Raw genomic sequence first — 22,189 nt, 5'->3', positions numbered from 1 at the left:
CGCCCGGTTACATTCCGAACCCGGAAGCTAAGCCTTACAGCGCCGATGGTACTGCAGGGGGGACCCTGTGGGAGAGTAGGACACCGCCGAACAAAAATTGGGAAAGGCCCACGCCGTATGGCGTGGGCCTTTCTGCGTTTGCGGGTGCGTTTAAGCTCGGGGCATGCGCTACGACCTGGTTATCTTCGACAACGACGGCGTCCTCGTCGACAGTGAGCCCATCTCCAACCGGCTCCTGGCCGCCTACCTCACCGAGCTGGGGCACCCGACCTCCTACGAGGACTCGATACGGGACTACATGGGATCCGCGATGCACCGGGTCCATGAGCTCGTCCAGGCGCGCACCGGGCAGCGGCTGCCCGACGACTTCGACGACGTCTTCCACGCCCGCGTGTTCGCCGCCTTCGAGCGTGAGTTGAAGCCCGTTGCCGGGGCCGAGGGGGTTCTGGAGCGGCTGGCGGCGGACGGGGTGCCGTACTGCGTGGCGTCGTCGGGGAGCCATGAGCGGATTCGGGTGGGGCATCGGACGACCGGGCTGGACCGGTGGTTCGACGAGTCGCGGGTCTTCAGTTCGCAGGATGTGGGGAAGGGCAAGCCGGCTCCGGATCTGTTTCTGTACGCGGCCGAGCGGATGGGTGTCGCGCCCGGGCGGTGTGCCGTCGTGGAGGACAGTCCGCTGGGGGTGCAGGCGGCGGTCGCGGCCGGGATGGACGTGTACGGGTTCACGGCCATGACACCGGCCGAGCGGCTGCAGGGGGCCACTCAACTCTTCTCTGACTTTGGGCAGTTGGCTGACCTGCTGGAATGACCGGGGGCATGACGGCGGGGCTGACAATTGTCATGCCGAGCTCCGGACGTTCGTTTCTACCGGGGGACCTCGTCCGGACGCGAAGCTGAGGGCATGACGAAGACGACGAACACCGGGTCCCAGAGCAAGCACCAGCCCAGCGTGCTGAAGAACCTCCGGCCGCTGATCGTGGATGTGGCGGTGCCCCTCGGGTCGTACTACTTCTTCAAGGGGGCCTTCGGGATGAGCACCTTCGCGGCGCTCGCCTGGAGCAGTGTGGTGCCGGCCGTGCGGACGGTCTGGAGTGTGGCGAAGGAGCGCCGGGCCAACGGGCTGGCGGCGCTGATCCTGGTCGTGAACGTGGTCGGGCTGGCGCTCAGCTTCGTCTCCGGTGACCCGCGCCTCATGCTCGCCAAGGACGGTGCCGTCAGCAGCACCATCGGGATCGGGATCCTGGTGTCGGTGGCGATGGGCAGGCCGATGATGACGGCGGGGCTGAAGCCCTTCCTCCTCAAGGGCGACGCGGCCCGGGAGGCCGCCTGGGAGCGGCTGGCGTCCGGGACCGCGGTCCGGTCGGCGGAGTTCCTGCGCAAGGAGCGGGTCTTCTCCGTGATCTGGGGTCTGGTGCTCCTCACGGAGTGCGTCGCCCGGGTCGTCGGCGCCTACACGATCCCTGTGGCCACCATGGTCTGGCTGAGCTCGCTCCTCCTGGTCGTCGCGATCACCCTCGGGATGGTGGTCTGCGGTGGGGCGGCCGCCGAGCCGATGGCGTGCCTGATCACCGACGAGGTGAAGCGTCAGGAAGCCGCGCGGGAGCAGGAGCTGGAGCGGGACCAGGAGCGGGGCCAGGAGCGCGATCAGGAGGTCGCGGTCGCCGCTTGAGCGGCCGGAAAGTAAAGGTGAAGGAAATTCATCTTTGGCTGGATCTACCCACGAGTACGCCGGGGCCCTACGCTCGCCGCCATGACAGATGTGCTGCGGCGCGGTAGGGCCTCGCTGGCGTTCAGCTTCTTCACTCAGGGTGCCACCTTCGCGCTGCTGGTGACGCGCATCCCCGCGATCCAGGACCGGTACGGCGTCTCCGACGCGCTGCTGCCGGTCTTTCTCGCTGCCGTGCCGATCCTGGCCGGCGTCGGCAGTGTCACCACCGAGCAGTTGGTGAAGCGAATACGGCCGAGCCGGCTGCTGCGCTGGTCCCAGCCCGTGGTGATGCTGGCGCTGCTCGGGGTCGGGGCCGGCGGCAACCTGGCGGAACTGGCGGTGTCGCTGGCCGCGTTCGGGCTGGCGGTGGGTGCGCTGGACGCCTCGATGAACATGCTCGGGGTGAGCCTGCAGCGGACGTACGGGCGCAGCATCATGCTCAGCTTCCATGCCGTGTACAGCCTGGGCGGGATCCTCGGGGCATCGCTGGCCTGGGTGGGGGCGCACTGGCATCTCGCGCTGTGGGTGTCGTACCTGCCGGTCGTCGCGGTGCTGCTGCCGGCCGCGCTGGTGGGGAGCCGGTGGTATGTGGACGGCGATCCGGCGCCGGTGGCGGACGGGGTGCAGGGGAATGGGGGTGGTGTCGTCTTCAAGATGCTGCTGCCGTTGTGTCTGGTGATGACCTTCGCCTACATCGGGGACTCGACCGTCTCCAACTGGAGTGCGAAGTATCTGAAGGACGTGCTGGGCAGCAGTGAGCAGCTCGCGACCGTGCCGTACAACGTGTACATGGTGACCACGCTGGTCGGGCGGGGCATCGGGGACTTCGGGGTACGGCGCTTCGGGGCCGTGCCCGTCGTACGGCTGGGGGCGGTGGTGGCGGCCGTCGGGTTCGCGGTGGTGGCGGGGGCGCCGGGGGCCTGGGTCGGGATGGCGGGGTTCACTCTGCTGGGGCTGGGGTTGTGCGTGCTGGTGCCGCAGACCTTCGCGGCGGCGGGGAGGCTGTTTCCGGGGGCTTCGGATGCGGCCATCGCTCGGCTGAACATCTTCAATTACGTCGGGTTTCTGATCGGTTCGCCGCTGGTGGGGGCGCTGGGTGACGCGTGGAGTTATCGCGGGGCCATGCTCGTGCCGATGGTTCTGGTGCTGGTGACCTTGGTGTACGCCCGTTCGTTCGCGACCAGGTCGGACCGATACGGTGGCGGGCATGAGCGGCCGCGCACAGCTGATGTGGGACGAGGCAGTAACGGGCTATGACTTCGGTCCGGGCCATCCGATGGATCCGGTCCGGCTGGCGTTGACCCGGAGTCTGATCGGTGCCTTCGGGCTCGACCGGGCGGTGGATGTGGTCGCGGCGAAGCCGGCCGGGGAGTCGACGCTGCGGCTGGTCCACCGGGAGGACTACATCGAGGCCGTGAAGGCGGCCTCGGCGGATCCCCAGGGGGCCGATCAGTCGTACGGTCTTGGGACGGTGGACGATCCCGCCTTCGCCGGGATGCACGAGGTGTCCGCGCTGATCGCCGGGCAGTCGGTGGGGGCGGCGGAGGCGGTGTGGCGGGGGGACGCCGATCATGCCGTGAACTTCGCGGGTGGGCTGCACCATGCGATGCCCGGGGCCGCGTCGGGGTTCTGTATTTACAACGACGCCTCGTTGGCGATCGCGCGGTTGCTGGAGTTGGGGGCCGAGCGGGTCGCCTATGTGGATGTGGACGTGCATCACGGGGACGGGGTGCAGGCCGCGTTCTGGGAGGATCCGCGGGTTCTGACGATCTCGCTGCATGAGCACCCCCGTACGTTGTTCCCGCAGACCGGGTGGCCGGAGGAGGTCGGGGCCGGGGCGGGGGAGGGCTCCGCGGTGAACGTGGCGCTGCCGGCGGGGACCGGGGACGCGGGGTGGGTGCGGGCGTTTCACGCCGTCGTGCCGGAGCTGGTCGCGGACTTTCGGCCGCAGGTGCTGGTGACGCAGCACGGGGCCGACACGCACTTCGAGGATCCGCTGGCTCATCTGGCGGTTTCGCTGGATGCGCAGCGGGCGGTGCAGGTGGCGTGTCATGAGCTGGCGCACGAGTACGCCGGGGGGAAGTGGGTCGCGTTGGGTGGGGGTGGATACGAGGTGGTGGATGTCGTGCCTCGGTCGTGGACGCATCTGGTGGGGGTGGCGGCGGGGCGGGAGGTTGCGCCGGAGGCGTTGGTGCCGGAGGGGTGGCGGCAGGAGGTGTTTGCTCGGACTCGGCAGTTGGGGCCTGGGCGGATGACGGATGGGCGGTGGCCGGTGGGGTGGGCGGAGTGGGAGGCGGGGTACGACCCCGCTGATCGCCTGGATCAGGCTGTGCTGGCTACGCGGCGGGCTGTGTTTCCGTTGCGGGGGTTGCTGGCGTAGGGGGTTTTCTTCGCCCCCGCCGCCCCTACCCGTCCCGTCACTCCAGGGGGTGGGCCCCCTTCGACCGCCCGGTTCGGGGGCTGCCGCCCCCGGACCCCCGCTTCGGCCTGAACGGCCTCGTCCTCAAACGCCGGACGGGCTGGGTGGTGGCTCTCGTCCTCGAATGCCGGACGGGCTGGAGGGGGGTGCGGGGCGGCTTGGTTGGTGTTAGGCCGACTGTGCGGTGTTCGGGGGTTTTGGGGGTGGGGTGGGGTGGGGGGCGTCAGGATTGTTTGGGTGTTGAGTGGTGGTGGGCTTCGGGGCTATTTGGTGGGTGCTGGGCTGGCGGGGGTGGTGGGGACCTCGCGGGAGCGGAGTCTTCGTAGTTATCGGCTGTTCGCTGCTCGGGATCCTCGGGTGTTGATCGGTATTGATCCGCAAGGGGGCTGGGGACAGGCGGAGTTGGTTCGGTTGATGGCTGCCAAGTGTGGGGTTTCGGACGATCCCCGGTGTGTTTCAGGGCATGATGTGATCGATCCGGACTTGACCGTCGCCGGGCTGGATGCCTTTGCCGAGCGGGTGGCGGCGGCGGCCCGGCGGCGTGTTCCCGTGTTGTTCGGGACCGGGCATCCGCATCGGCTGATCGGGTTCTACGCCGGTCTCGCCGACGCGCTGTCGGCGGCGGGGTGTGAGGTTCTCACCCCCGCGCAGGGTCGCTGTGTCGACATAACGACCCGGTTCGGTCTACGTACGTGCCGCCTGGATTACGTACGAGGCGTCGGGTTCGTGAGAGAAGTGGGCCGTGAACGCCCCGGTTGTGCGCCGGGTGCGCATACGCATTCGCCGCTGCCGGTTCGGGTGGCGCTGGATGCGGCGGCGGGGGGTGGAGGGCCCCTGCCGGAGCTGGTGGTCGGGGACCATGGGTGGGTTTGCGGTGCAGGTCAGCTCGGGGTTGAGGCCATTGGGCTGGCGGATACGGATGACCCCGCGCTCTTTGTGGGGGAGGCCGAGGGGGGCGTGTCCGTCGCCGTTCCGGTTGATGACGGCGTGCGGTCTGATTACTACACGCCGCTTACCCGCTACGTACTCAATCGAGCGTGTCTGTCACAGTAGGCCGCCGATGGGTGCACCTCTTCCCCACTCGCATCACCCGCCCCTACATTGGGGAGTGAGCACGCAACGACGAAGAGTCACCGGAAGGGGAAGCCGGTGGCCCGTCGAGTGCGGAAGGTTCAGGTGTGTCATGGCAGCTGGCGAGAGGCCTCTGAACGAGGTTGTGTTCCTTACCGTGGCGGAGGTCGCCGCGGTGATGCGAGTGTCGAAGATGACCGTGTACCGGCTGGTGCACAGCGGTCATCTGCCCGCGATTCGGGTGGGGCGGTCCTTCCGCGTCCCCGAGCAAGCGGTACACGAGTACCTTCGCGAGAGCTACGTGGGGGTGGAGACCGCCTGACGGCCGTTCCGGGATTCCGTCCCGGGGCACCTCGATTACGACCTCAGCGCTCGGGCGGGTAGGCTAGCCCCTCGTAGGTCGTATGGGCCCATGATGCCCAGCACCGAGTGATGAGAAGTGAGCGAGGGTAGTCGTGGGCTCTGTTATCAAGAAGCGGCGCAAGCGGATGGCCAAGAAGAAGCACCGCAAGCTGCTCAAGCGCACGCGTGTTCAGCGCCGTAACAAGAAGTAATTACGGCGCCGAGCCGCGAGAGCTTGTGTGTGGCCCCCCACCAGTACGGTGGGGGGCCACTGCGTTTTCCGGCCGTTGCGGCTTGTCGTGGCCCGCCTAGGGTCATGCCAGCGCAACATCGACCCGCTAAGTTGGCCCGCATACGGGAACACGGAAGAAAGGCGCTGATCTTGGGGAAGGTCGTGCTCGTGACCGGAGTGGCCCGTCAACTCGGGGGCCGGTTCGTACGGCGGATCCAGCGTGATCCCGAGGTGGACCGGGTGGTCGCCGTGGACGCGGTGCCGCCGGAGCATCATCTGGGCGGAGCGGACTTCATCCAGACCGACATCCGGCAGCCGTCCATCGCCCGGGTGCTGGCCGAGAGCGGCGCCGACACCGTCGTCCACATGGACGTGACCGGGACGCCGCTGGGCAGCGGGAGCCGGGCCACCGTCAAAGAGACCAATGTCATCGGGACGATGCAGCTGCTCGGCGCCTGTCAGAAGTCGCCGAACGTGAAGCGGCTGGTGATCAAGTCCAGTACGAACGTGTACGGCTCCGCGCCGAAGGATCCGGCCGTTTTCACCGAGACCACTCCGCCGAAATCCCTGCCGAGCGGGGGCTTCGCGAAAGACACGGTGGAGGTGGAGGGTTATGTGCGCGGGTTCGCCAGGAGGCGGCCCGATGTGGCGGTGTGCGTGCTGCGGTTCGCCAATATTCTCGGGCCGACCGCTGATACTCCGCTCGCGTCCTATTTCGCGCTGCCGGTGTTGCCGACTGTTCTCGGGTACGACCCGAGGCTGCAGTTCGTGCACGAGGACGATGTGATCGAGGTGCTGCGGCTGGCCTCGCACGAGCCGGAGCGGGGGACGCTGAACAGCGGCACGTTCAATGTCGCGGGCGACGGGGTGCTGTTGCTCTCGCAGTGTTCGCGGCGGCTGGGGCGGCCCACCGTGCCGCTGCTGCTGCCGGCGGTCACCTGGGCCGGGTCCCTGGTGCGGACGCTCGGCATGACCGACTTCTCGCCCGAGCAGATCCGGCTGCTGACGCACGGCCGGGTGGTGGACACGGTCCAGATGCGCGAGACGCTGGGGTTCCGGCCGAAGTACACGACGGCGGAGACCTTCGCGGACTTCGTACGCGCCCAGGCTCCGGGGCTGCTGCCGCCCCAGGCCGTGGCCGCGGTGGTCGACCGGATCGCGGCGCGGACCCCGACGAAGAACCCGACCCAGAGCGCCAACTGAGGAGCGCAGCAACGATGGCGGACGCCAAGGTCATTCCGTTCGACGACGACCGGTCCCGCGGGGCTGCCGTGCAGCGGCCGGCCCGGCGCCGGGCCGCGGGGAGCCGGCGCAAGGGCGGTGGCGAGCAGGCGGCGGTGCGGGCGCCTGGGGCGGCGAGGGAGCCGGGGGCGGGACGCGAGTCTGCCGTGGTGCGTGGGGTCCAGCCTCTCGCCGGGCGGATCCCCGCGCAGGAAGATGTCCATGTGACCCGGGAGAACCCTGAGACTGGCGTGACGCAGCCGCCGCACGACGAGGCCGGCCTGGAGCAGCGCGTGGCGCGCGGACTCGCGTTTCTGCGGCGGCGGCTGACCGGGGACTACGAGGTCGACGACTTCGGGTACGACGAGGAGCTGACCGACCAGGTCCTGATGTCCCTGCTGCGGCCGGTGTACGAGAAATACTTCCGCGTCGACGTGAAGGGCATCGAGAACATCCCGGCCGAGGGCGGTGCGCTGATCGTCGCCAACCACTCCGGGACGCTGCCGCTGGACGGGCTGATGATGCAGGTCGCCGTGCACGATCACCATCCGGTGAATCGTCACCTCAGGCTGCTCGCGGCGGACCTGGTCTTCGTGCTGCCGGTGGTGAACGAGCTGGCGCGGAAGCTGGGGCACACGCTCGCGTGCGCGGAGGACGCCGAACGGCTGCTGGGGCAGGGTGAGCTGGTGGGGGTCATGCCGGAGGGGTTCAAGGGCATCGGGAAGCCCTTCGGCGAGCGGTACAAGCTTCAGCGGTTCGGGCGGGGTGGGTTCGTGTCCACCGCGTTGCGGAAGGGGGTGCCGATCATTCCCTGCTCGATCGTGGGGGCCGAGGAGATCTATCCGATGATCGGCAACGCGAAGACGCTGGCTCGGGTGCTGGGGATCCCGTACTTCCCGCTGACGCCGACGTTTCCCTGGCTGGGGCCGCTGGGGGCGGTGCCGTTGCCGACGAAGTGGACGATTCAGTTCGGGGAGCCGATCCCTACGGGGGGCTATCCGCCGGAGGCGGCCGAGGATCCGATGCTGATGTTCAACCTGACGGATCAAGTGCGGGAGCAGATTCAGCACACGCTGTACAAGTTGCTTGTGCAGCGGAGGTCGGTTTTCTTTTGAGCCGCGATGCGTTGAGTGCTGCGTGCGGGCCGGTGGGGGGCTGGTCGCGCAGTTCCCCGCGCCCCTAGGGAGATGGGGTGCCCCTCGTTTGAGAGGCACCCCATCTTCGTTAGTTGCTCGTGTCCTCGCTGTCGATGCCCAGGCCCGGTAGCAGGCCTGGCAGGAGCGGGGGCAGGGTGACGTCCGGGGCGGTGGAGGCGCTCTTGGACGGGGACGGGGTGCTCGAACCGGTCTTCGGGGGATCGAGCAGGCCGCCCGTGGTGCCGCCGATCAGGCCCTCGCCGGTGTTGCCGGAGGCCGAGCCGCTCGGGCTGCTGGTGCCGGTGTCGTGGCCCGAGGAGGAGCTGCCGGAGGTGGACGGGGTGGTCGACCGGTGGCTGCCGGAGGAGCCGGTGGACGCCGTGCCGGAGTCCTGCTTGCCCGTGCCGCCGGTCTTCTGGGGCGGCTGGGGGAGCAGGGACTGCAGCGGGGCGACCTCTTGGTCTATGGCGTCGAAGACCGACGACACCTGCTGGCTGACGTCCCCGAGCTGGACCGGGAGCCTCTCGCGCAGGGCGCCCCAGGCCTCGCGGTGGGACTGGGCGAAGGCGGACAGGGCCTGGATGGGGCCCAGTGAGTTCGGGTCGCGCTCGTAGGCCTCGTGGAGCAGGCGGTGGCCCTCGGTGACATCGTGCTGCATCCCGGACAGGGTGCGGCGGATCTCGCCGATCGACTCGTGGTCGAGGTGGCCGCCGCGGTCCCGTTCCATCAGCCGGCGGGCTTCCATGAGCCTGGTCGAGGCCTGGTCGAGGTAGGTCTGGCCGCGCTGGTCGTCGCCGTCGGACAGATAGTTGAGCTTGAAGTCCTCGATGCCGCGTTTGAGGCCGTACAGCGAGTCGCCGGGCAGGGCGTCGGAGCTGGCGGCGGCGACGCCGCCGAAGGCTCCGGCTGCCACGCCGACGCTCAGGCCGCCCGCGGCGAGCCCTTTGGTGAGCCGGGAACGCGGTCGCAGCTTGCCCAGCGTGCCGGCCCGGTGTGCGCCCTTCGCACGGGACCCGCGTTGCTCGGGTACCGAAGCGTCCGCCGCCCTGCCCAGGGTGCCCTCCGCCAGCATGGCCTCCATCGCGGCCACCAACTGGGCCCGCTGGACGACCTTGACCTCCGGGTCGAGCTCCGGCTTGGGCAGTGTGGCGAGCCCCGTCGCCAGGGCCAGCAGCTCGCCCTGCTCGGTCCGTTCGGCCCGGTCCGGGGCGGCCGGTGGATCGCCCGCCGGTTCCCCGGACCGCTCGGTCGCCGGGTCCCGGTCGGGCTGCTCCTCCAGGGCCTGGGCGAAGGCGTTCGCCCGCCGGTGGGCCGATACGTTTGCGATCACTGGCGGCACCTCCTCTCGTCATGACGGTCGACTCCCCAGGGGGTCCTGAGGGTTGCACGCCGTCGACCAATCCACACGATCGGGTGATCAGGGACTGGTCGGACGTGACCACAGGGAGCCTGTATCCCGCACAACGAGCGGCTCGGCACTTGGGTTACGGACGGCCGGTGATCGGCTGAGAAAGGCAACACGCTTTCACGGAACGTGAGTTGAATGTCGCCCAGGGTGGCCGGTTCAGCGGGCGTCGTCCGGGAGGAGCCGGGCGAGGGTGCGTACGGCCCGGTACTGCAGGGTCTTGATGGCACCCTCGTTCTTGCCCATCACCCGGGCGGTCTCGGCGACCGAGAGGCCCTGGAGGAAGCGGAGCGTCACGCACTCCTGCTGCTGGGGGTTGAGGCGTCGTACGGCTTCGAGCAGGGCCGCGTTGGAGAGGGACTCCAGGACGGAGTCCTCCGGAGAGCGCTCGACCTCGTTGGCGTCGAGCATCTCGCCGGTCGTGACCTCCAGCCGGAAGCGGCTCGACTTGAAGTGGTCGGCGACCAGGTTGCGGGCGATGGTCACCAGCCAGGCGCCGAAGTCACGGCCCTGCCAGGTGAAGGTGCCGATCCTTCTCAGGGCGCGCAGGAACGTCTCGCTGGTGAGGTCCTCGGCGGTCGCCCTGCCGCCGACGCGGTAGTAGATGTAGCGGTACACGGTGTCGCTGTACTGGTCGTAGAGGCGGCCGAAGGCGTCGGACTCGCCGGCCTGGGCGCGCTCCACGAGGTCCATCATCCGGGCGCTGTCGCTGTCCGCGGCCGGGCGGCGGGCGGTGGTGGCGCCGGTGGCGCCGGTGGTGGTGCGGCCGCGTCTGCCCACGCCGCGTCCGTCGCCGGACCGGCGGCCCTCGGCGACGGCGCTGCGCGCAGGCACCTGTTCCATGCCGTCGGCCAGTGCGTAGCACGGGCCGACGGGGGCGGCGTTGGCGAAGGCGGGGACGGCGTACGCGGACGGGACAAGGCCGCGCAGCGTCTCTTTGACCGTCGCGACTGTTGCGCGCAGCGTAGCCAGGCCCGAGGCGTCAACCCCGACGTGTGGGTACACGGGACTCCCAGAGGCAGAGCTTCCATCACGTGCAGTACGGAACCTTTCACCCGTCGTAGCGACGGAGGGGAACCGGTTTGCGTCTGAGGAGAATAACGCTTCGTGCAGGCACTGCTACACCGAGTTGCTCAAATCATCGATTGCGTCGCTTCTGTAACCGTTTGGCGGCGCCTCAAGGGCCCTAGAGTGATCGGTTGTTGAACGTAAACGTGCGGGTTTCGGCGATGTGCGGGGCGTGTTGGGGTGACCGCGCGATAATTCCGGGCGCGTTGGGGGGTTGGGGCGGGGGTGGGGTCGCTTACCGGCGCTGGCAGGGTGTCCCTGCGCCCACCCGTGCCGCCCTGCGGCACGCCTGCCCGCAGCTATGTGGCGGACGAGAGTGCAGCGCCCCGTAAGGGGCGCGGGGAACTGCGCGAGCAACCCCCGACCACCCGCGGTCGGAAACCGGCCCGCGGTCCTACGGCGATACTCCGCCGGTCGTGCCCTATCGACGCCGGCGGCTCAACGCGATCGCGGCCGCAGTGCCACCGGCAACCGCGCCCACGCCGGCCGCGGCCGGGATGCCGACCTTCGCCGCCTTCCGCCCCGTGCGGTAGTCGCGCAGCCGCCAGTCCAGTTCGCGGGCGTGCTTGCGCAGCTTCGTGTCCGGGTTGATGGCGTAGGGGTGGCCGACCAGGGACAGCATCGGGATGTCGTTGTGGGAGTCGCTGTAGGCCGCGCAGCGGGAGAGGTCGAGGCCCTCGGCCGCCGCGAGGGCGCGTACCGCCTCGGCCTTCGCCGGGCCGTGCAGGGGCTCGCCGACCAGCTTGCCCGTGTAGACGCCGTCCACCGACTCGGCGACCGTGCCCAGCGCACCGGTCAGGCCCAGCCTGCGGGCGATCACGCCGGCGATCTCCACCGGCGCCGCTGTGACGAGCCACACCTTCTGGCCCGCGTCCAGGTGGGCCTGGGCGAGGGCGCGGGTGCCGGGCCAGATGCGCTCGGCCATGTACTCGTCGTAGATCTCCTCGCCGATGGTCTGGAGCTCCGCGACCCGGTGGCCCTTGACGATGGAGAGGGCGGAGTCCCGCGCCTCCTGCATGTGCTCGGGGTCCTCGACGCCGGCCAGCCGGAACCACGCCTGCTGCCAGGCGAACCTGGCCAGGTCGCGGGTCTCGAAGAACTTCCGTTTGTACAGGCCACGGCCGAAGTGGAAGATGGCGGCGCCCTGCATGACGGTGTTGTCCAGGTCGAAGAACGCGGCGGCCTTGTCGTCGCCGAGCACCGGGAAGTCCGGCTCGGCGGCCTCGTCGAGGGGCGCCGTCGCCTCCTGGTTCTTGCGCGCGGCCTCCGCCGAGGCCTCGCCTGCCAACACGCTCCGCGCCGTGGCGGAGCGCCTACGGGGAGTGAGCCATCCGAGAGCGGCCATGTCGTGAGCATAGCCAGTTTGTTCGGGGGTTCCGGAGTCACGGGAGTTGGATGGGTGTGAACTCTCCGCGACCGGGTCGTTAAACAAAGCGAAGAACCCGTGCAGAAGGCGGCGGACATGCCCTGCCAGGGGCGGGACAATGGACGTCATGAGTCCCCTCTTCGGCCGGAAGGCGCCCGCGCGGAGTGCGCGATCGGTCACCCTCATCCGTAAGCCCGGCTGCCATCTGTGTGATGACGCACAGGTCGTGGTCGAGAAGGTGTGCGGTGATCTCGGAGTCCCGTGGGAGCAGCGGGACATCACCCAGGATGCGCAACTGCACGATCTGTACTGGGAACAGATCCCGGTGGTTCTCGTCGACGGTGAACAGCACACCTTCTGGCGCGTGAACGAGGAACGGCTCCGCAAGGCACTGACCGACTAGTCCAAACCGGCTGCAAATTCGCTTAGGATCGATGGCGGCTTGGTCTCGGGGGCGGGATTCGTAAGGAGTGTGTACGGTTTTGCCCCCATCGGAGAGGGAGCGCGGGCGCTTGTGCGCCGGTTCCGGACGGCGGCGCCGGGGGTGCGTGACCCCGGTCACGTTGGCCGGGCAAATCGGACACCATCTTTGTGCACGCGTTCACAAAGACATAGCCTGCTGTCGACGGGGCGGTCTGGGTACGTGTGACCGTCCGCAGCCCCGCTCAACACGTTGGAGCACCGTGGCAACTGGCCGAACTCACCGACCGGCGACCCGCAGCCGAGGTATCCCCGAGGCCACCGTCGCCCGGCTTCCGCTGTACCTCCGCGCTCTGACCGCACTGTCGGAGCGCTCGGTCCCCACGGTCTCCTCCGAGGAGCTGGCCGCGGCCGCGGGGGTCAACTCCGCGAAGCTGCGCAAGGACTTCTCGTACCTGGGTTCGTACGGAACGCGCGGTGTCGGCTACGACGTCGAGTATCTCGTCTACCAGATCTCCCGTGAGCTGGGCCTGACCCAGGACTGGCCGGTCGTGATCGTCGGTATCGGAAACCTGGGGGCCGCCCTCGCCAACTACGGCGGGTTCGCCTCCCGCGGCTTCCGGGTCGCGGCGCTCATCGACGCCGATCCGGCGATGGCCGGGCGGCAGGTCGCCGGGATCGTCGTGCAGCACAGCGACGACCTGGAGAAGATCATCTCCGACAACGGCGTCTCCATCGGCGTGATCACCACTCCGCCGGGCGTCGCCCAGCAGGTCTGCGACCGGCTGGTGGCCGCCGGGGTCACCTCCATCCTGAACTTCGCGCCGACCGTGCTGTCCGTCCCGGACGGCGTCGACGTACGCAAGGTCGACCTCTCCATCGAGCTCCAGATCCTCGCCTTCCACGAGCAGCGCAAGGCCGGCGAGGAGCACGAGGCGGCGGTCGCGCCCGTCGCCGCGCACCAGGACTCCAGCGAGCAGGGGCCCGACGGGGACGTACCCGCCGTGATGCCGGCATGAGTCTCCTCGTCGTCGGGCTGAGCCACCGCAGTGCCCCGGTCAGCGTCCTTGAGCGGGCCGCACTCAGCACGGACGCCCAGGTCAAGCTGGTCCAGGACACGGTCGCCGCCGAGCCGGCCACCGAGGCCGCGGTACTCGCCACCTGCAACCGCATCGAGCTCTACGCCGACGTGGACAAGTTCCACGCCGGGGTCGCCGAGCTCTCCACGCTGCTCGCCCAGCACAGCGGGGTGGGGCTGGACGAGCTCACCCCTTATCTCTACGTCCACTACGAGGACCGGGCCGTCCACCACCTGTTCTCGGTGGCCTGCGGGCTCGACTCGATGGTCGTCGGCGAGGGGCAGATCCTCGCGCAGCTCAAGGACGCCCTCGCCCGCGCGCAGGAGCTGCACAGCGCTGGCCGGCTGATGAACGACCTGTTCCAGCAGGGGCTCCGGGTCGGCAAGCGCGCCCACTCCGAGACCGGGATCGACCGGGCCGGACAGTCCCTGGTCACCTTCGGGCTCGAACAGCTGACCGCAGGTGGCGATGTCCAGGCCTGGGCCAAGGGCAAGAAGGCCCTGGTCATCGGCGCCGGATCGATGTCCTCGCTGGCCGCCGCCACGCTGGCACGGGTGGGGGTCGCGGAGATCGTCGTCGCGAACCGCACGTACGACCGCGCGGAGCGGCTGGCCCAGATCATCGCCGAGAACGACGAGACGGACGTGGCGGCCCGCGCGGTACCGATGGATGCGGTGCCGGGCGAGCTGACACGTGCCGACGTCGTGGTGTCGTGCACGGGTGCCACCGGGCTGGTGCTGACCGCGGAGGCGGTTGCGGAGGCCGTCGGCGGACGGGTACCGGACGCCGGTGCGGGCCGGGGGCCGATCGCGGAACCCGGCGCCGACGGGGTGCCGACCGCGCCCGGCCGTACCGCCCTGAGCGGCACGCATGCCCGCGGCCTGACGGACTCCGACGAGAACTGTCCCCTCGACCTCACGGCCGAGCAGAGTGGCTTCTCCGTGATGGGGGAGGCCGCCGTCGCCGGGATGGCCGCCGCCGAGCTGGAGCAGCACGCGGCCTGGGTGGACAACGGCACCGTCGACATCCGGGAAGCCGGCCGTCGTACCCCCGAGGCCGAGGCCGAGCTGATCGGGGCGCTGGCCGCGGCCGCCGCCCGGGTCGGCCGGATCCCCGAGCGGCGCAGGCCCGAGCCGGTCGCCGGGTTCGTCCGGCCCGCCCCCGCGCTCTTCCTCCTCGACCTGGCCATGCCCCGCGACATCGACGCGGCCGTGCACCGCCTGGCCGGCGTGCGCCTTGTGGACATCGAGTCGCTGGCGGAGGCGTCCGCGGACGCCCCGATGGCGGCCGACGTGGACCAGGTGCGGCGGATCGTTTCGGACGAGGTGGCCGCCTTCGGCGCGGCCCAGCGGGCGGCGCACATCACGCCCACCGTCGTGGCCCTGCGGACGATGGCCGCCGATGTCGTCGCGGGCGAGATCGCGCGGCTCGACGGGCGGCTGCCCGACCTGGACGACCGGCAGCGTGGAGAGATCCGGCAGGCCGTGCACCGGGTCGTCGACAAGCTGCTGCACGCGCCGACCGTACGGGTCAAGCAGCTCGCGGCCGAGCCCGGCGGCGCCGGGTACGCGGACGCGCTGCGGACCCTGTTCGACCTCGACCCCGAGACGGTTGCCGCCGTCTCCCGGGCCGTGGACAGCACAGACGAGAAGGACCGACCGGCATGAGTGACAATCCACTGAGGCTGGGGACCAGGCGATCCAGACTCGCCATGGCCCAGTCCGGGCAGGTGGCGGAAGCCGTGAGCCGGGTGACCGGGCGGCCCGTCGAGCTGGTCGAGATCACCACCTACGGCGACACCTCCCGCGAGCACCTCGCACAGATCGGCGGCACGGGGGTCTTCGTGACCGCCCTGCGGGACGCGCTGCTGCGCGGCGAGGTCGACTTCGCGGTTCACTCGCTGAAGGACCTCCCGACCACCCAGCCCGCCGACCTGGTGCTGGCCGCCGTACCGGTGCGCGAGGACCCGCGGGACGTGATCGTCGCCCGGGACGCGCTGAAGTTCACCGACCTGCCGCGCGGGGCCCGCATCGGTACCGGTTCGCCGCGCCGGGCGGCGCAGCTGAACGCGTACGCGCGTACCCACGGGCTGGACATCGAGACGGTGCCGATACGCGGAAACGTCGACACCCGGATCGGGTACGTCCACGACGGAGAGCTGGACGCCGTCATACTGGCGGCCGCCGGACTGAACCGGATCGGCCGCATCGACGAGGTGACCGACTTCCTGTCGGTCGACACGGTTCTGCCCGCCCCCGGCCAGGGGGCACTGGCGATCGAATGCGCCGCGGACAACGCGTCGCTGATCGCCGCGCTCGGGGAACTCGACGACCCGTTCACGCGGGTCGCCGTGACCGCCGAGCGATCACTGCTCGCCGCCCTGGAGGCCGGCTGCTCCGCCCCTGTGGGCGCGCTGGCCGACCTGCTGGCCGACGGGCAGATTGTCAAGGAAATGCGCCTGCGGGCAGTCGTCGGCACGACCGACGGCACCCGGACGGTGCAGATGTCCACCACCGGTCCCGTGCCCGAGACATACGACCAGGCGACGGCGCTCGGTCGCGAACTCGCCGCCGAGATGCTTGCCCAGGGCGCGGCCGGTCTGATGGGGGAGCGAGCACAGTGAGCCCCACCAACCTTCCCGCCGGCCTGGAACACGGGCACGTCACCTTCCTGGGTGCCGGACCCGGGGATCCGGGACTGCTGACCTTGCGTGCCGTGGAGGCACTGTCCAGCGCGGACGTCCTGGTCGCCGAGCACGAGGTGCTCGACGTGATCAGGGCCCACGCCAGGCAGGGCGTCTCCGTGGTGACCACGCATCCGGATCCGTCGTCGGACCCGTATCCGGGCACAGGCACGCCTCAACTCACGGTTGTTGACGGCTCGTCAACAACCGCTTCCCTCCCGCCCGTGCGGGATGCGGCTCATCTTGTCATGGAGGCCGCGCGGGGTGGCAGGCGGGTCGTCCGTGCGGTGTCCGGGGACCCGGGACTTGATACGTACGCGACCGAGGAAATGCTCGCCTGCGCCGCCGCGGGTGTGCCGTTCGAGGTCGTGCCGGGTGTCGCGGCCGCGGTCGGGGTGCCGGCGTACGCCGGTGTGCCGCTGCGGGACGCGCAGGGCGCGGACGTCCGCTTCGTGGACGCCCGTACCGCCTCGGACCGGTGCTGGACCGAGGTCGGCGCCTCGGACGGCACGGTCGTCGTGTCGACGTCGCTCGACTCGGTGGCCGCGGCCGCCGGCGAGCTGGTCGCCGCCGGCCGCAAGCCGGACACCCCGCTGACCGTCACCGTCGCCGGTACGACGACCCGGCAGCGGACCTGGACCGCCACCCTCGGCACCATCGCGCAGACGCTGAAGCAGGCGAAGGTGCTGCCCTCGCCGGACGGCGGCCGGCCGGTGATAGCCGTGGTCGGTGAGCGGTCCGCCGCCGCCCAGCGCGACCAGTTGTCGTGGTTCGAGTCCAAGCCGCTGTTCGGCTGGAAGGTGCTCGTGCCGCGTACCAAGGAGCAGGCGGCGACCCTCTCCGACCAGCTGCGGTCCTACGGGGCCGTGCCGCACGAGGTGCCGACGATCGCCGTCGAGCCGCCGCGCACGCCCCAGCAGATGGAGCGGGCGGTGAAGGGGCTCGTCACCGGACGGTACGAGTGGATCGCCTTCACCTCGGTCAACGCCGTCAAGGCGGTCCGGGAGAAGTTCGAGGAGTACGGCCTCGACGCGCGCGCCTTCGCGGGCATCAAGGTCGCGGCGGTCGGCGAGCAGACCGCCAAGGCGCTGGTCGCCTTCGGCGTGAAGCCGGACCTGGTGCCGTCGGGTGAGCAGTCGGCCGCCGGTCTCCTGGAGGACTGGCCGCCCTACGACCCGGTCTTCGACCCGATCGACCGCGTCTTCCTGCCGCGCGCCGACATCGCCACGGAGACGCTGGTCGCCGGGCTGATCGAGCTCGGGTGGGAGGTGGACGACGTGACCGCCTACCGGACGGTCCGGGCGTCGCCGCCGCCGGCCGAGACCCGGGAGGCGATCAAGGGCGGCGGCTTCGACGCGGTGATCTTCACGTCGTCGTCCACCGTGCGGAACCTGGTGGGTATCGCCGGGAAGCCGCACAACGTGACGGTGATCGCCTGTATCGGTCCCGCCACGGCCAAGACGGCCGAGGAGCACGGGCTGCGGGTGGACGTGATGGCTCCGGAGCCGTCCGTGGGCAAGCTCGCGGAGGCACTGGCCGAGTTCGGCCTGCGCAGGCGCGCGAGCGCGCTGGAGGCCGGGGATCCGGTCACGCGGCCGAGCGAGCGGCGGCCGGGGGCTCGGCGGAGGCGTACCACTACGTGAGGTGCGTGAGGTGAGAGAGGGGTCTGGGGCTGCGCCCCGGGCCCCCTTTTCCGTGGGTGGGTCGCTGCGGGTCGGTGGGGGCTTGTCGCGCAGTTCCCCGCGCCCCTTACGGGGCGCCTTTGCTTACGGGGTGTCATTGGCGAGGATCTTCTTCAGGTCCTCGACGATCGTGGGGATCTCGCGGTCGAAGGCCAGGCCGTCCACGCCCTCGTCGGTGACCACGGCCAGGAGGGCTCGGGTGCCCACTGCCGTCACTATGACGTGGCCCGCGCTGCACTGGGCCGTCAGCTGGCGGAGGGTGCCGGTGTCGGCCTGGTCGGACAGGCGGTGGCCGAGGGAGAGGGCGGCCGAGGCCAGGGCGGCCATGGACTCGGGGTGGGTCTTGTCGGCGTCGGCGGCCACCACCAGGCCGTCGACGGTGGCCAGGACGGTCTCGGAGACGCCCATCACCCGGTCGCGCAATGAGACGAGGATGTCCTGCACGGGATCGTTCATGGTGGCCTCTTCCTGTGCTGTCGTGCTGGGTGGTGCGGAGGCGACCTGCCTCCCCGGGGGCTAGCGCTTGCGGCGGGGGAGCGGGGTCGTCGCTGAGGGGTGCGGTGCTGCCGTGGAGGGAGTGGGTGGGGTGCGCGGGGCCGTGCTGGGGCGGCCGGCGGGGGAGGCGGACGGGGGCTGGAGGAAGCCCAGGTCCAGCAGGTCGCGGAGGTCCAGGAGCACGGCGAACAGGCCGCGCCCCAGGGTGAACGCGATGTCCCGGGGTGTCCTGCGGCCGTCGGCGGCCGTCAGGAGGGCCCGGTGGCGGGGCGAGAGCCGGGCGGTCTGCTGCGGGTCGCGGGCGGCCGCGGCCGGTTCCAGACGGTCGCGGGCGAAGCGGGCGGTGGCGCCGCGTTCGTTCGACAGCAGCCGGATGCGGCAGCTGTTCTCGGTGACCAGGCGGTCGGGCGGCACCGCGGTGCCCGTGTCGAGCAGTGGTCGGGGAGCGGTCACCTCCCAGCCGTCCGGGCTGGTCAGGGCCAGTGCGAAGGCCGCGTCGAAGAGTGCCGCCCGGCCGATGACCGCCAGCTCCACGGCGCCCAGCAGGCCTCGGGCGACCAGTTCCAGGGCCGGCCGGGCCGGGTCGGCGCCGGTGGCGCGGGCGGCCGTCCAGTCGTCCTCGGTGATCCGCTGCGACTTGAGGAGGAGGACCTCGACGCCGGGAGCGCCGGGGGTCTCCATGCCGACGACCAGGCCGTCGCGGACATGGATGACTCCGCCCGGGGCGCCGGAGACCAGCACCGCACACGAGCGCTTCTCGGTGTGCAGGGCGGCCAGCAGAGCGGGGACGTTGCGCGCGGTCGGTGCCTCCTGCGTCATGCGAGCAGTCGGTCCGTGTGCTCGGCCAGGTCGCGCAGCGCCCACGTGATGTTCGTACGGTCCCGGTCCACCAGAGCGAACAGCAGGAGCGGGTCGCCCTGCCGGGTGACACGTGTCGTGACATGGTGATGGGCGGCGGTGGTGACGACGATGCTCTCCAACTCGCCGGTGAATCCGGCCCGGTTGAGGTTCATGATCGCCAAGTGGGCGGTCTCCTGGGCGTCCTGGGCCGGTTCCGGATCGCCGTACTCGGCGTAGGAGAGGCCCGTCACGCCGTCCCGGAGGGCTTATTCGGACTCGGAGAGGTCAGGTAGCAACCTCCGTCGAACCGCTTGCGTCCGAGTCGAACCACGTAAGGAAATCGAGGGCACCAGCGTGAACATCGAGACAGCGCTCAAGGAAGCCATGAGCATCGACGGGGCCCTCGGCGTCGCCCTGGTCGACTACGAAAGCGGCATGTCGCTCGGCGTGCTGGGCGGCGGACCGCACCTGGACCTGGAGCTGGCGGCGGCCGGGAACACCGAGGTGGTCCGCGCCAAGCAGCGCACGCTGAAGTCCATCGGCCTCGACGACGAGATCGAGGACATCCTGATCACGCTCGGCGGCCAGTACCACCTGATCCGCCCGCTGACCAAGGCCGGCGGCTCGCTCTTCCTCTACCTCGCCCTGGACCGCGGCCGCAGCAACCTCGCCCTGGCCCGGCACAGCCTCAAGAAGCTGGAGTCCGAGCTGGAGGTCTGACCCTCCCCGGATGCCCTGGCGCCCCGGCTCCGCGCGGGCCGGGGCGCCGACGCCCAGTCGGTAAGCGCGCTCTTGTGACGGGCGTAGCGTAGGGAGCATGACGAAGTACGGCTCCTTCCCCGGCACGCGGCCGCGACGGCTGCGGACCACCCCCGTCATGCGGCGCATGGTCGCCGAGACCCGGCTGCACCCCGCGGACTTCATCCTCCCGGCGTTCGTCCGCGAGGGCGTGACCGAGCCCGTGCCGATCGCCGCCATGCCCGGTGTCGTCCAGCACACCCGGGACAGCCTGAAGAAGGCCGCCGCGGAGGCCGTCGAGGCGGGCATCTCCGGGATCATGCTGTTCGGGGTGCCCGAGGAGAGCAAGAAGGACGCCCTCGGCACCCCCGGTACCGACCCCGACGGGATCCTCCAGGTCGCGCTGCGGGACGTGCGGGCCGAGGTCGGCGACGAACTGCTCGTGATGTCCGACCTGTGCCTCGACGAGACGACCGATCACGGCCACTGCGGGGTGCTCGACGCCGAGGGGCGCGTGGACAACGACGCCACCCTGGAGCGGTACGCCGAGATGGCCCAGGTACAGGCCGACGCCGGCGCCCATGTCGTCGGGCCCAGCGGGATGATGGACGGGCAGATCGGCGTCGTCCGCGACGCGCTCGACCAGATCGGGCGCGAGGACGTCGCGATCCTCGCCTACACCGTGAAGTACGCCTCCGCCTTCTTCGGCCCCTTCCGCGAGGCCGTCGGATCCTCGCTGAAGGGCGACCGCAAGACCTACCAGCAGGACCCCGCCAACGCGCGGGAGTCGATGCGCGAACTGGCCCTGGACCTCGCGGAGGGCGCCGACATGGTGATGGTCAAGCCGGCCGGGCCCTACCTCGACATCCTCGCGCGGGTCGCCGACTCCGTGGACGTGCCGGTCGCCGCCTACCAGATCTCCGGCGAGTACTCGATGGTCGAGGCCGCCGCAGAGAAGGGCTGGATCGACCGCGACCGGGCGATCCTGGAGACCCTCACCGGCATCAAGCGGGCCGGCGCGCAGAACATCCTCACCTACTGGGCGGTCGAGGCCGCCCGGATGCTGGGCTGAGCGACACCGACGAGCGCCCCCGGCCTGTGAGTTCCGGCCTGTGAGTTCCGGCCGGGGGCACTTTCAAGTCGCCCGTGGCGTTAGGTTGTTGACCGTTCTTGACTGTCCTCGACCTTCGCCGACCATCCGGGAGACGCCCATGTCCGGTGACGCCCTCAGCCAGGACCCCGGCGAGCTGAGAAAGCGGTTCGACGACACCAAGCCGCACCCGGCGCGGGTCTACGACGTCTTCCTCGGCGGCGAGGACAACTACCCCGCCGACCGCACCGCCGCGGCCGCCGCCCTCGCCGCCAATCCGCGCGGCTACCTCGACGTCCGGCACAACCGCGACTTCCTGCGCCGGGCCGTGACCCGGCTGGCCGAGGTGGACGGCATCCGCCAGTTCCTCGACATCGGCACCGGGCTGCCCACCGCGGAGAACGTCCACCAGATCGTCCAGCGGGTCCGCCCCGACTCCCGGGTCGTGTACGTCGACAACGACCCGATCGTCCTCGCCCACGCCCGCGCCCTGCTCACCAGCGGGCCCGAGGGCCGGACCGACTACATCGACGCCGACTTCGTGAACCCGGCGGAGATACTCGAACAGGCCGCGAAGACCATCGACTTCGACGAGCCCGTCGCCCTGTGCCTGGTGGCCATCCTGCACTTCATCCAGGACGAGGTCGCCCACCCGGTCGTGCGCGAACTCGTCGCGGCGCTGCCCCCGGGGAGCCGGCTGGTCGTCAGCCACCTCACCGAGGACCTCAACGCCGAGAAGATCCGCGGGGTCCAACGGTCGTACACCGAGCGGGGCCTGACCTTCGTCCTGCGGTCCAGGCCCGAGATCGAGCGCCTCTTCACGGAGAACTCCCTCGCCCTAGCCGACCCGGGCGTGGTCCCGGTCCACCACTGGCACCCCGACCACGCGGCCCCCGTCCCCGAGCAGCCGGACCCCGCCCTGCTGGCCACCCTCGACCTCATCGACCGGTCCCGGTACGCCGACATCAACGACGTCACCGACGCCGACATCAACGTCTACGCGGGCGTCGGCACCAAGGCCTGAGCCGGGCCGGCGGCGGGCCGGTCCAGGCGGGCGGCGGAGGGGCCCTCGTCGCGTACGCCCTCGCCGTCCCGGCACCCGCCGAGCGCGGTCGCGGCGACCAGAGCCAGGCCGGCCGCCGCCCGGAGACCGCGGCGGCCCGCGGCCGGGGTGCGGTGCGGGTCGGGCAAACG

23 protein-coding genes, 1 rRNA gene and 1 pseudogene are annotated in these 22,189 nt (G+C 70.5%); 18 read left to right on the top strand and 7 right to left on the bottom strand.

The annotated features are described in order from the left end of the window. From rrf to ACWGKQ_RS41735, 10 genes are all read left to right on the top strand, one after another. Positions 1–92, top strand: a 5S ribosomal RNA gene (rrf, locus tag ACWGKQ_RS41780); the annotation flags it as partial. Between the two features lie 71 nt (positions 93–163). Further along, positions 164–808, top strand: a complete 645-nt coding sequence (locus ACWGKQ_RS41775; RefSeq protein ID WP_453297267.1) for an HAD family hydrolase — start codon at positions 164–166, stop codon at positions 806–808. A gap of 93 nt (positions 809–901) precedes the next feature. Further along, positions 902–1,669, top strand: a complete 768-nt coding sequence (locus ACWGKQ_RS41770; protein ID WP_453297266.1) for a VC0807 family protein — start codon at positions 902–904, stop codon at positions 1,667–1,669. A gap of 81 nt (positions 1,670–1,750) precedes the next feature. Next, entirely contained in the window at positions 1,751–2,965 is a 1,215-nt protein-coding gene (locus ACWGKQ_RS41765) for an MFS transporter (RefSeq protein ID WP_453297265.1), read from the top strand. Next, positions 2,916–4,088 carry an acetoin utilization protein AcuC gene (locus ACWGKQ_RS41760; RefSeq protein ID WP_453297264.1) on the top strand — a complete coding sequence of 391 codons (1,173 nt, stop codon included), beginning with the start codon at positions 2,916–2,918 and terminating at the stop codon, positions 4,086–4,088. Before ACWGKQ_RS41765 ends, ACWGKQ_RS41760 begins: the two co-directional genes overlap by 50 nt. A gap of 276 nt (positions 4,089–4,364) precedes the next feature. Next, the gene (locus tag ACWGKQ_RS41755; protein WP_453297263.1) at positions 4,365–5,180 is read left to right on the top strand and encodes a phosphatase; all 816 of its coding nucleotides are present in this window, start codon (positions 4,365–4,367) and stop codon (positions 5,178–5,180) included. A gap of 130 nt (positions 5,181–5,310) precedes the next feature. Further along, on the top strand, positions 5,311–5,520 hold the full coding sequence (locus ACWGKQ_RS41750; RefSeq protein WP_067299677.1) for a helix-turn-helix domain-containing protein: 210 nt from the start codon (positions 5,311–5,313) through the stop codon (positions 5,518–5,520). 133 nt (positions 5,521–5,653) lie between these two features. Beyond that, positions 5,654–5,752: a 30S ribosomal protein bS22 gene (locus tag ACWGKQ_RS41745; protein ID WP_003948845.1), complete on the top strand. Its 99-nt coding sequence runs from the start codon at positions 5,654–5,656 to the stop codon at positions 5,750–5,752. A 170-nt stretch (positions 5,753–5,922) separates the two neighbouring features. Then, the gene (locus ACWGKQ_RS41740; RefSeq protein ID WP_453297262.1) at positions 5,923–6,975 is read left to right on the top strand and encodes an NAD-dependent epimerase/dehydratase family protein; all 1,053 of its coding nucleotides are present in this window, start codon (positions 5,923–5,925) and stop codon (positions 6,973–6,975) included. A 14-nt stretch (positions 6,976–6,989) separates the two neighbouring features. After that, positions 6,990–8,108 (top strand): lysophospholipid acyltransferase family protein, encoded by a 1,119-nt coding sequence (locus ACWGKQ_RS41735; protein WP_453297261.1) that lies wholly within the window; start codon positions 6,990–6,992, stop codon positions 8,106–8,108. 109 nt (positions 8,109–8,217) lie between these two features. On the opposite strand, the gene ACWGKQ_RS41730 is transcribed toward ACWGKQ_RS41735, so the two are convergent. The 3 genes from ACWGKQ_RS41730 to ACWGKQ_RS41720 form a co-directional block, all read right to left on the bottom strand. Next, complete coding sequence (locus tag ACWGKQ_RS41730; RefSeq protein ID WP_453297260.1) at positions 8,218–9,459, bottom strand: DUF5667 domain-containing protein; 1,242 nt, start codon at positions 9,457–9,459, stop codon at positions 8,218–8,220. Between the two features lie 234 nt (positions 9,460–9,693). Next, positions 9,694–10,539: an ECF subfamily RNA polymerase sigma factor, BldN family gene (locus ACWGKQ_RS41725; protein ID WP_453297259.1), complete on the bottom strand. Its 846-nt coding sequence runs from the start codon at positions 10,537–10,539 to the stop codon at positions 9,694–9,696. Positions 10,540–11,023: 484 nt separating this feature from the next. Next, positions 11,024–11,947, bottom strand: a complete 924-nt coding sequence (locus ACWGKQ_RS41720) for an HAD family hydrolase (RefSeq protein ID WP_089099717.1) — start codon at positions 11,945–11,947, stop codon at positions 11,024–11,026. 148 nt (positions 11,948–12,095) lie between these two features. On the opposite strand from ACWGKQ_RS41720, the gene ACWGKQ_RS41715 reads away from it, so the two are divergent. From ACWGKQ_RS41715 to ACWGKQ_RS41695, 5 genes are all read left to right on the top strand, one after another. Then, complete coding sequence (locus tag ACWGKQ_RS41715) at positions 12,096–12,371, top strand: glutaredoxin family protein (RefSeq protein ID WP_453297258.1); 276 nt, start codon at positions 12,096–12,098, stop codon at positions 12,369–12,371. A gap of 280 nt (positions 12,372–12,651) precedes the next feature. Then, a complete protein-coding gene (locus ACWGKQ_RS41710) occupies positions 12,652–13,407 on the top strand; it encodes a redox-sensing transcriptional repressor Rex (RefSeq protein ID WP_453297257.1) in 756 nt (251 codons plus the stop codon). Further along, positions 13,404–15,134, top strand: coding sequence for a glutamyl-tRNA reductase (locus tag ACWGKQ_RS41705; RefSeq protein WP_453297256.1), 1,731 nt, complete (start codon positions 13,404–13,406; stop codon positions 15,132–15,134). The genes ACWGKQ_RS41710 and ACWGKQ_RS41705 overlap by 4 nt, the downstream gene beginning before the upstream one ends. Then, entirely contained in the window at positions 15,131–16,090 is a 960-nt protein-coding gene (gene hemC, locus ACWGKQ_RS41700) for a hydroxymethylbilane synthase (protein WP_453297255.1), read from the top strand. Before ACWGKQ_RS41705 ends, hemC begins: the two co-directional genes overlap by 4 nt. Then, positions 16,087–17,793 carry a uroporphyrinogen-III synthase gene (locus tag ACWGKQ_RS41695; RefSeq protein WP_453297254.1) on the top strand — a complete coding sequence of 569 codons (1,707 nt, stop codon included), beginning with the start codon at positions 16,087–16,089 and terminating at the stop codon, positions 17,791–17,793. Before hemC ends, ACWGKQ_RS41695 begins: the two co-directional genes overlap by 4 nt. 123 nt (positions 17,794–17,916) lie before the next feature. Here ACWGKQ_RS41695 and ACWGKQ_RS41690 read toward each other — a convergent pair whose 3' ends face one another. From ACWGKQ_RS41690 to ACWGKQ_RS41680, 3 genes are read right to left on the bottom strand one after another with little or no spacing between them, the layout of a single operon-like run. Further along, a complete protein-coding gene (locus ACWGKQ_RS41690) occupies positions 17,917–18,288 on the bottom strand; it encodes a roadblock/LC7 domain-containing protein (protein ID WP_453297253.1) in 372 nt (123 codons plus the stop codon). 60 nt (positions 18,289–18,348) lie between these two features. Further along, entirely contained in the window at positions 18,349–19,146 is a 798-nt protein-coding gene (locus ACWGKQ_RS41685; RefSeq protein WP_453297252.1) for a hypothetical protein, read from the bottom strand. Next, complete coding sequence (locus ACWGKQ_RS41680; protein WP_453297251.1) at positions 19,143–19,418, bottom strand: hypothetical protein; 276 nt, start codon at positions 19,416–19,418, stop codon at positions 19,143–19,145. Before ACWGKQ_RS41680 ends, ACWGKQ_RS41685 begins: the two co-directional genes overlap by 4 nt. A 103-nt stretch (positions 19,419–19,521) precedes the next feature. Between ACWGKQ_RS41680 and ACWGKQ_RS41675 the strand changes: the two genes are divergently transcribed. The 3 genes from ACWGKQ_RS41675 (at position 19,522) to ACWGKQ_RS41665 (ending at position 22,019) form a co-directional block, all read left to right on the top strand. After that, a complete protein-coding gene (locus tag ACWGKQ_RS41675; protein ID WP_453297250.1) occupies positions 19,522–19,887 on the top strand; it encodes a hypothetical protein in 366 nt (121 codons plus the stop codon). Positions 19,888–19,984: 97 nt separating this feature from the next. After that, positions 19,985–20,977 (top strand): porphobilinogen synthase, encoded by a 993-nt coding sequence (hemB, locus tag ACWGKQ_RS41670; RefSeq protein ID WP_453297249.1) that lies wholly within the window; start codon positions 19,985–19,987, stop codon positions 20,975–20,977. 139 nt (positions 20,978–21,116) lie between these two features. Beyond that, a complete protein-coding gene (locus ACWGKQ_RS41665) occupies positions 21,117–22,019 on the top strand; it encodes an SAM-dependent methyltransferase (protein WP_453297248.1) in 903 nt (300 codons plus the stop codon). Here the strand turns inward: ACWGKQ_RS41665 and ACWGKQ_RS41660 are convergent. After that, positions 21,992–22,189: pseudogene (locus ACWGKQ_RS41660) on the bottom strand (murein L,D-transpeptidase); the annotation flags it as partial. The gene ACWGKQ_RS41665 and the pseudogene ACWGKQ_RS41660 sit on opposite strands and share 28 nt — an antisense overlap.

The organism is Streptomyces sp. NPDC054770 (genome assembly GCF_053611985.1).
The sequence above is the reverse complement of the archived record's forward strand: the minus strand, read 5'-3'. Positions and strand labels throughout refer to the sequence as shown.

What these genes read in the sequence shown, in the direction of transcription:
- ACWGKQ_RS41665 (WP_453297248.1), top strand. Translation starts at nt 21,117, where the DNA reads ATGTCCGGTGACGCCCTCAGCCAGGACCCCGGCGAGCTGAGAAAGCGG.
- ACWGKQ_RS41720 (WP_089099717.1), bottom strand. Translation starts at nt 11,947, where the DNA reads ATGGCCGCTCTCGGATGGCTCACTCCCCGTAGGCGCTCCGCCACGGCG.
- ACWGKQ_RS41715 (WP_453297258.1), top strand. Translation starts at nt 12,096, where the DNA reads ATGAGTCCCCTCTTCGGCCGGAAGGCGCCCGCGCGGAGTGCGCGATCG.
- ACWGKQ_RS41690 (WP_453297253.1), bottom strand. Translation starts at nt 18,288, where the DNA reads ATGAACGATCCCGTGCAGGACATCCTCGTCTCATTGCGCGACCGGGTG.
- ACWGKQ_RS41750 (WP_067299677.1), top strand. Translation starts at nt 5,311, where the DNA reads ATGGCAGCTGGCGAGAGGCCTCTGAACGAGGTTGTGTTCCTTACCGTG.
- hemC (WP_453297255.1), top strand. Translation starts at nt 15,131, where the DNA reads ATGAGTGACAATCCACTGAGGCTGGGGACCAGGCGATCCAGACTCGCC.
- ACWGKQ_RS41735 (WP_453297261.1), top strand. Translation starts at nt 6,990, where the DNA reads ATGGCGGACGCCAAGGTCATTCCGTTCGACGACGACCGGTCCCGCGGG.
- ACWGKQ_RS41775 (WP_453297267.1), top strand. Translation starts at nt 164, where the DNA reads ATGCGCTACGACCTGGTTATCTTCGACAACGACGGCGTCCTCGTCGAC.
- ACWGKQ_RS41770 (WP_453297266.1), top strand. Translation starts at nt 902, where the DNA reads ATGACGAAGACGACGAACACCGGGTCCCAGAGCAAGCACCAGCCCAGC.
- hemB (WP_453297249.1), top strand. Translation starts at nt 19,985, where the DNA reads ATGACGAAGTACGGCTCCTTCCCCGGCACGCGGCCGCGACGGCTGCGG.
- ACWGKQ_RS41765 (WP_453297265.1), top strand. Translation starts at nt 1,751, where the DNA reads ATGACAGATGTGCTGCGGCGCGGTAGGGCCTCGCTGGCGTTCAGCTTC.
- ACWGKQ_RS41760 (WP_453297264.1), top strand. Translation starts at nt 2,916, where the DNA reads ATGAGCGGCCGCGCACAGCTGATGTGGGACGAGGCAGTAACGGGCTAT.
- ACWGKQ_RS41685 (WP_453297252.1), bottom strand. Translation starts at nt 19,146, where the DNA reads ATGACGCAGGAGGCACCGACCGCGCGCAACGTCCCCGCTCTGCTGGCC.
- ACWGKQ_RS41705 (WP_453297256.1), top strand. Translation starts at nt 13,404, where the DNA reads ATGAGTCTCCTCGTCGTCGGGCTGAGCCACCGCAGTGCCCCGGTCAGC.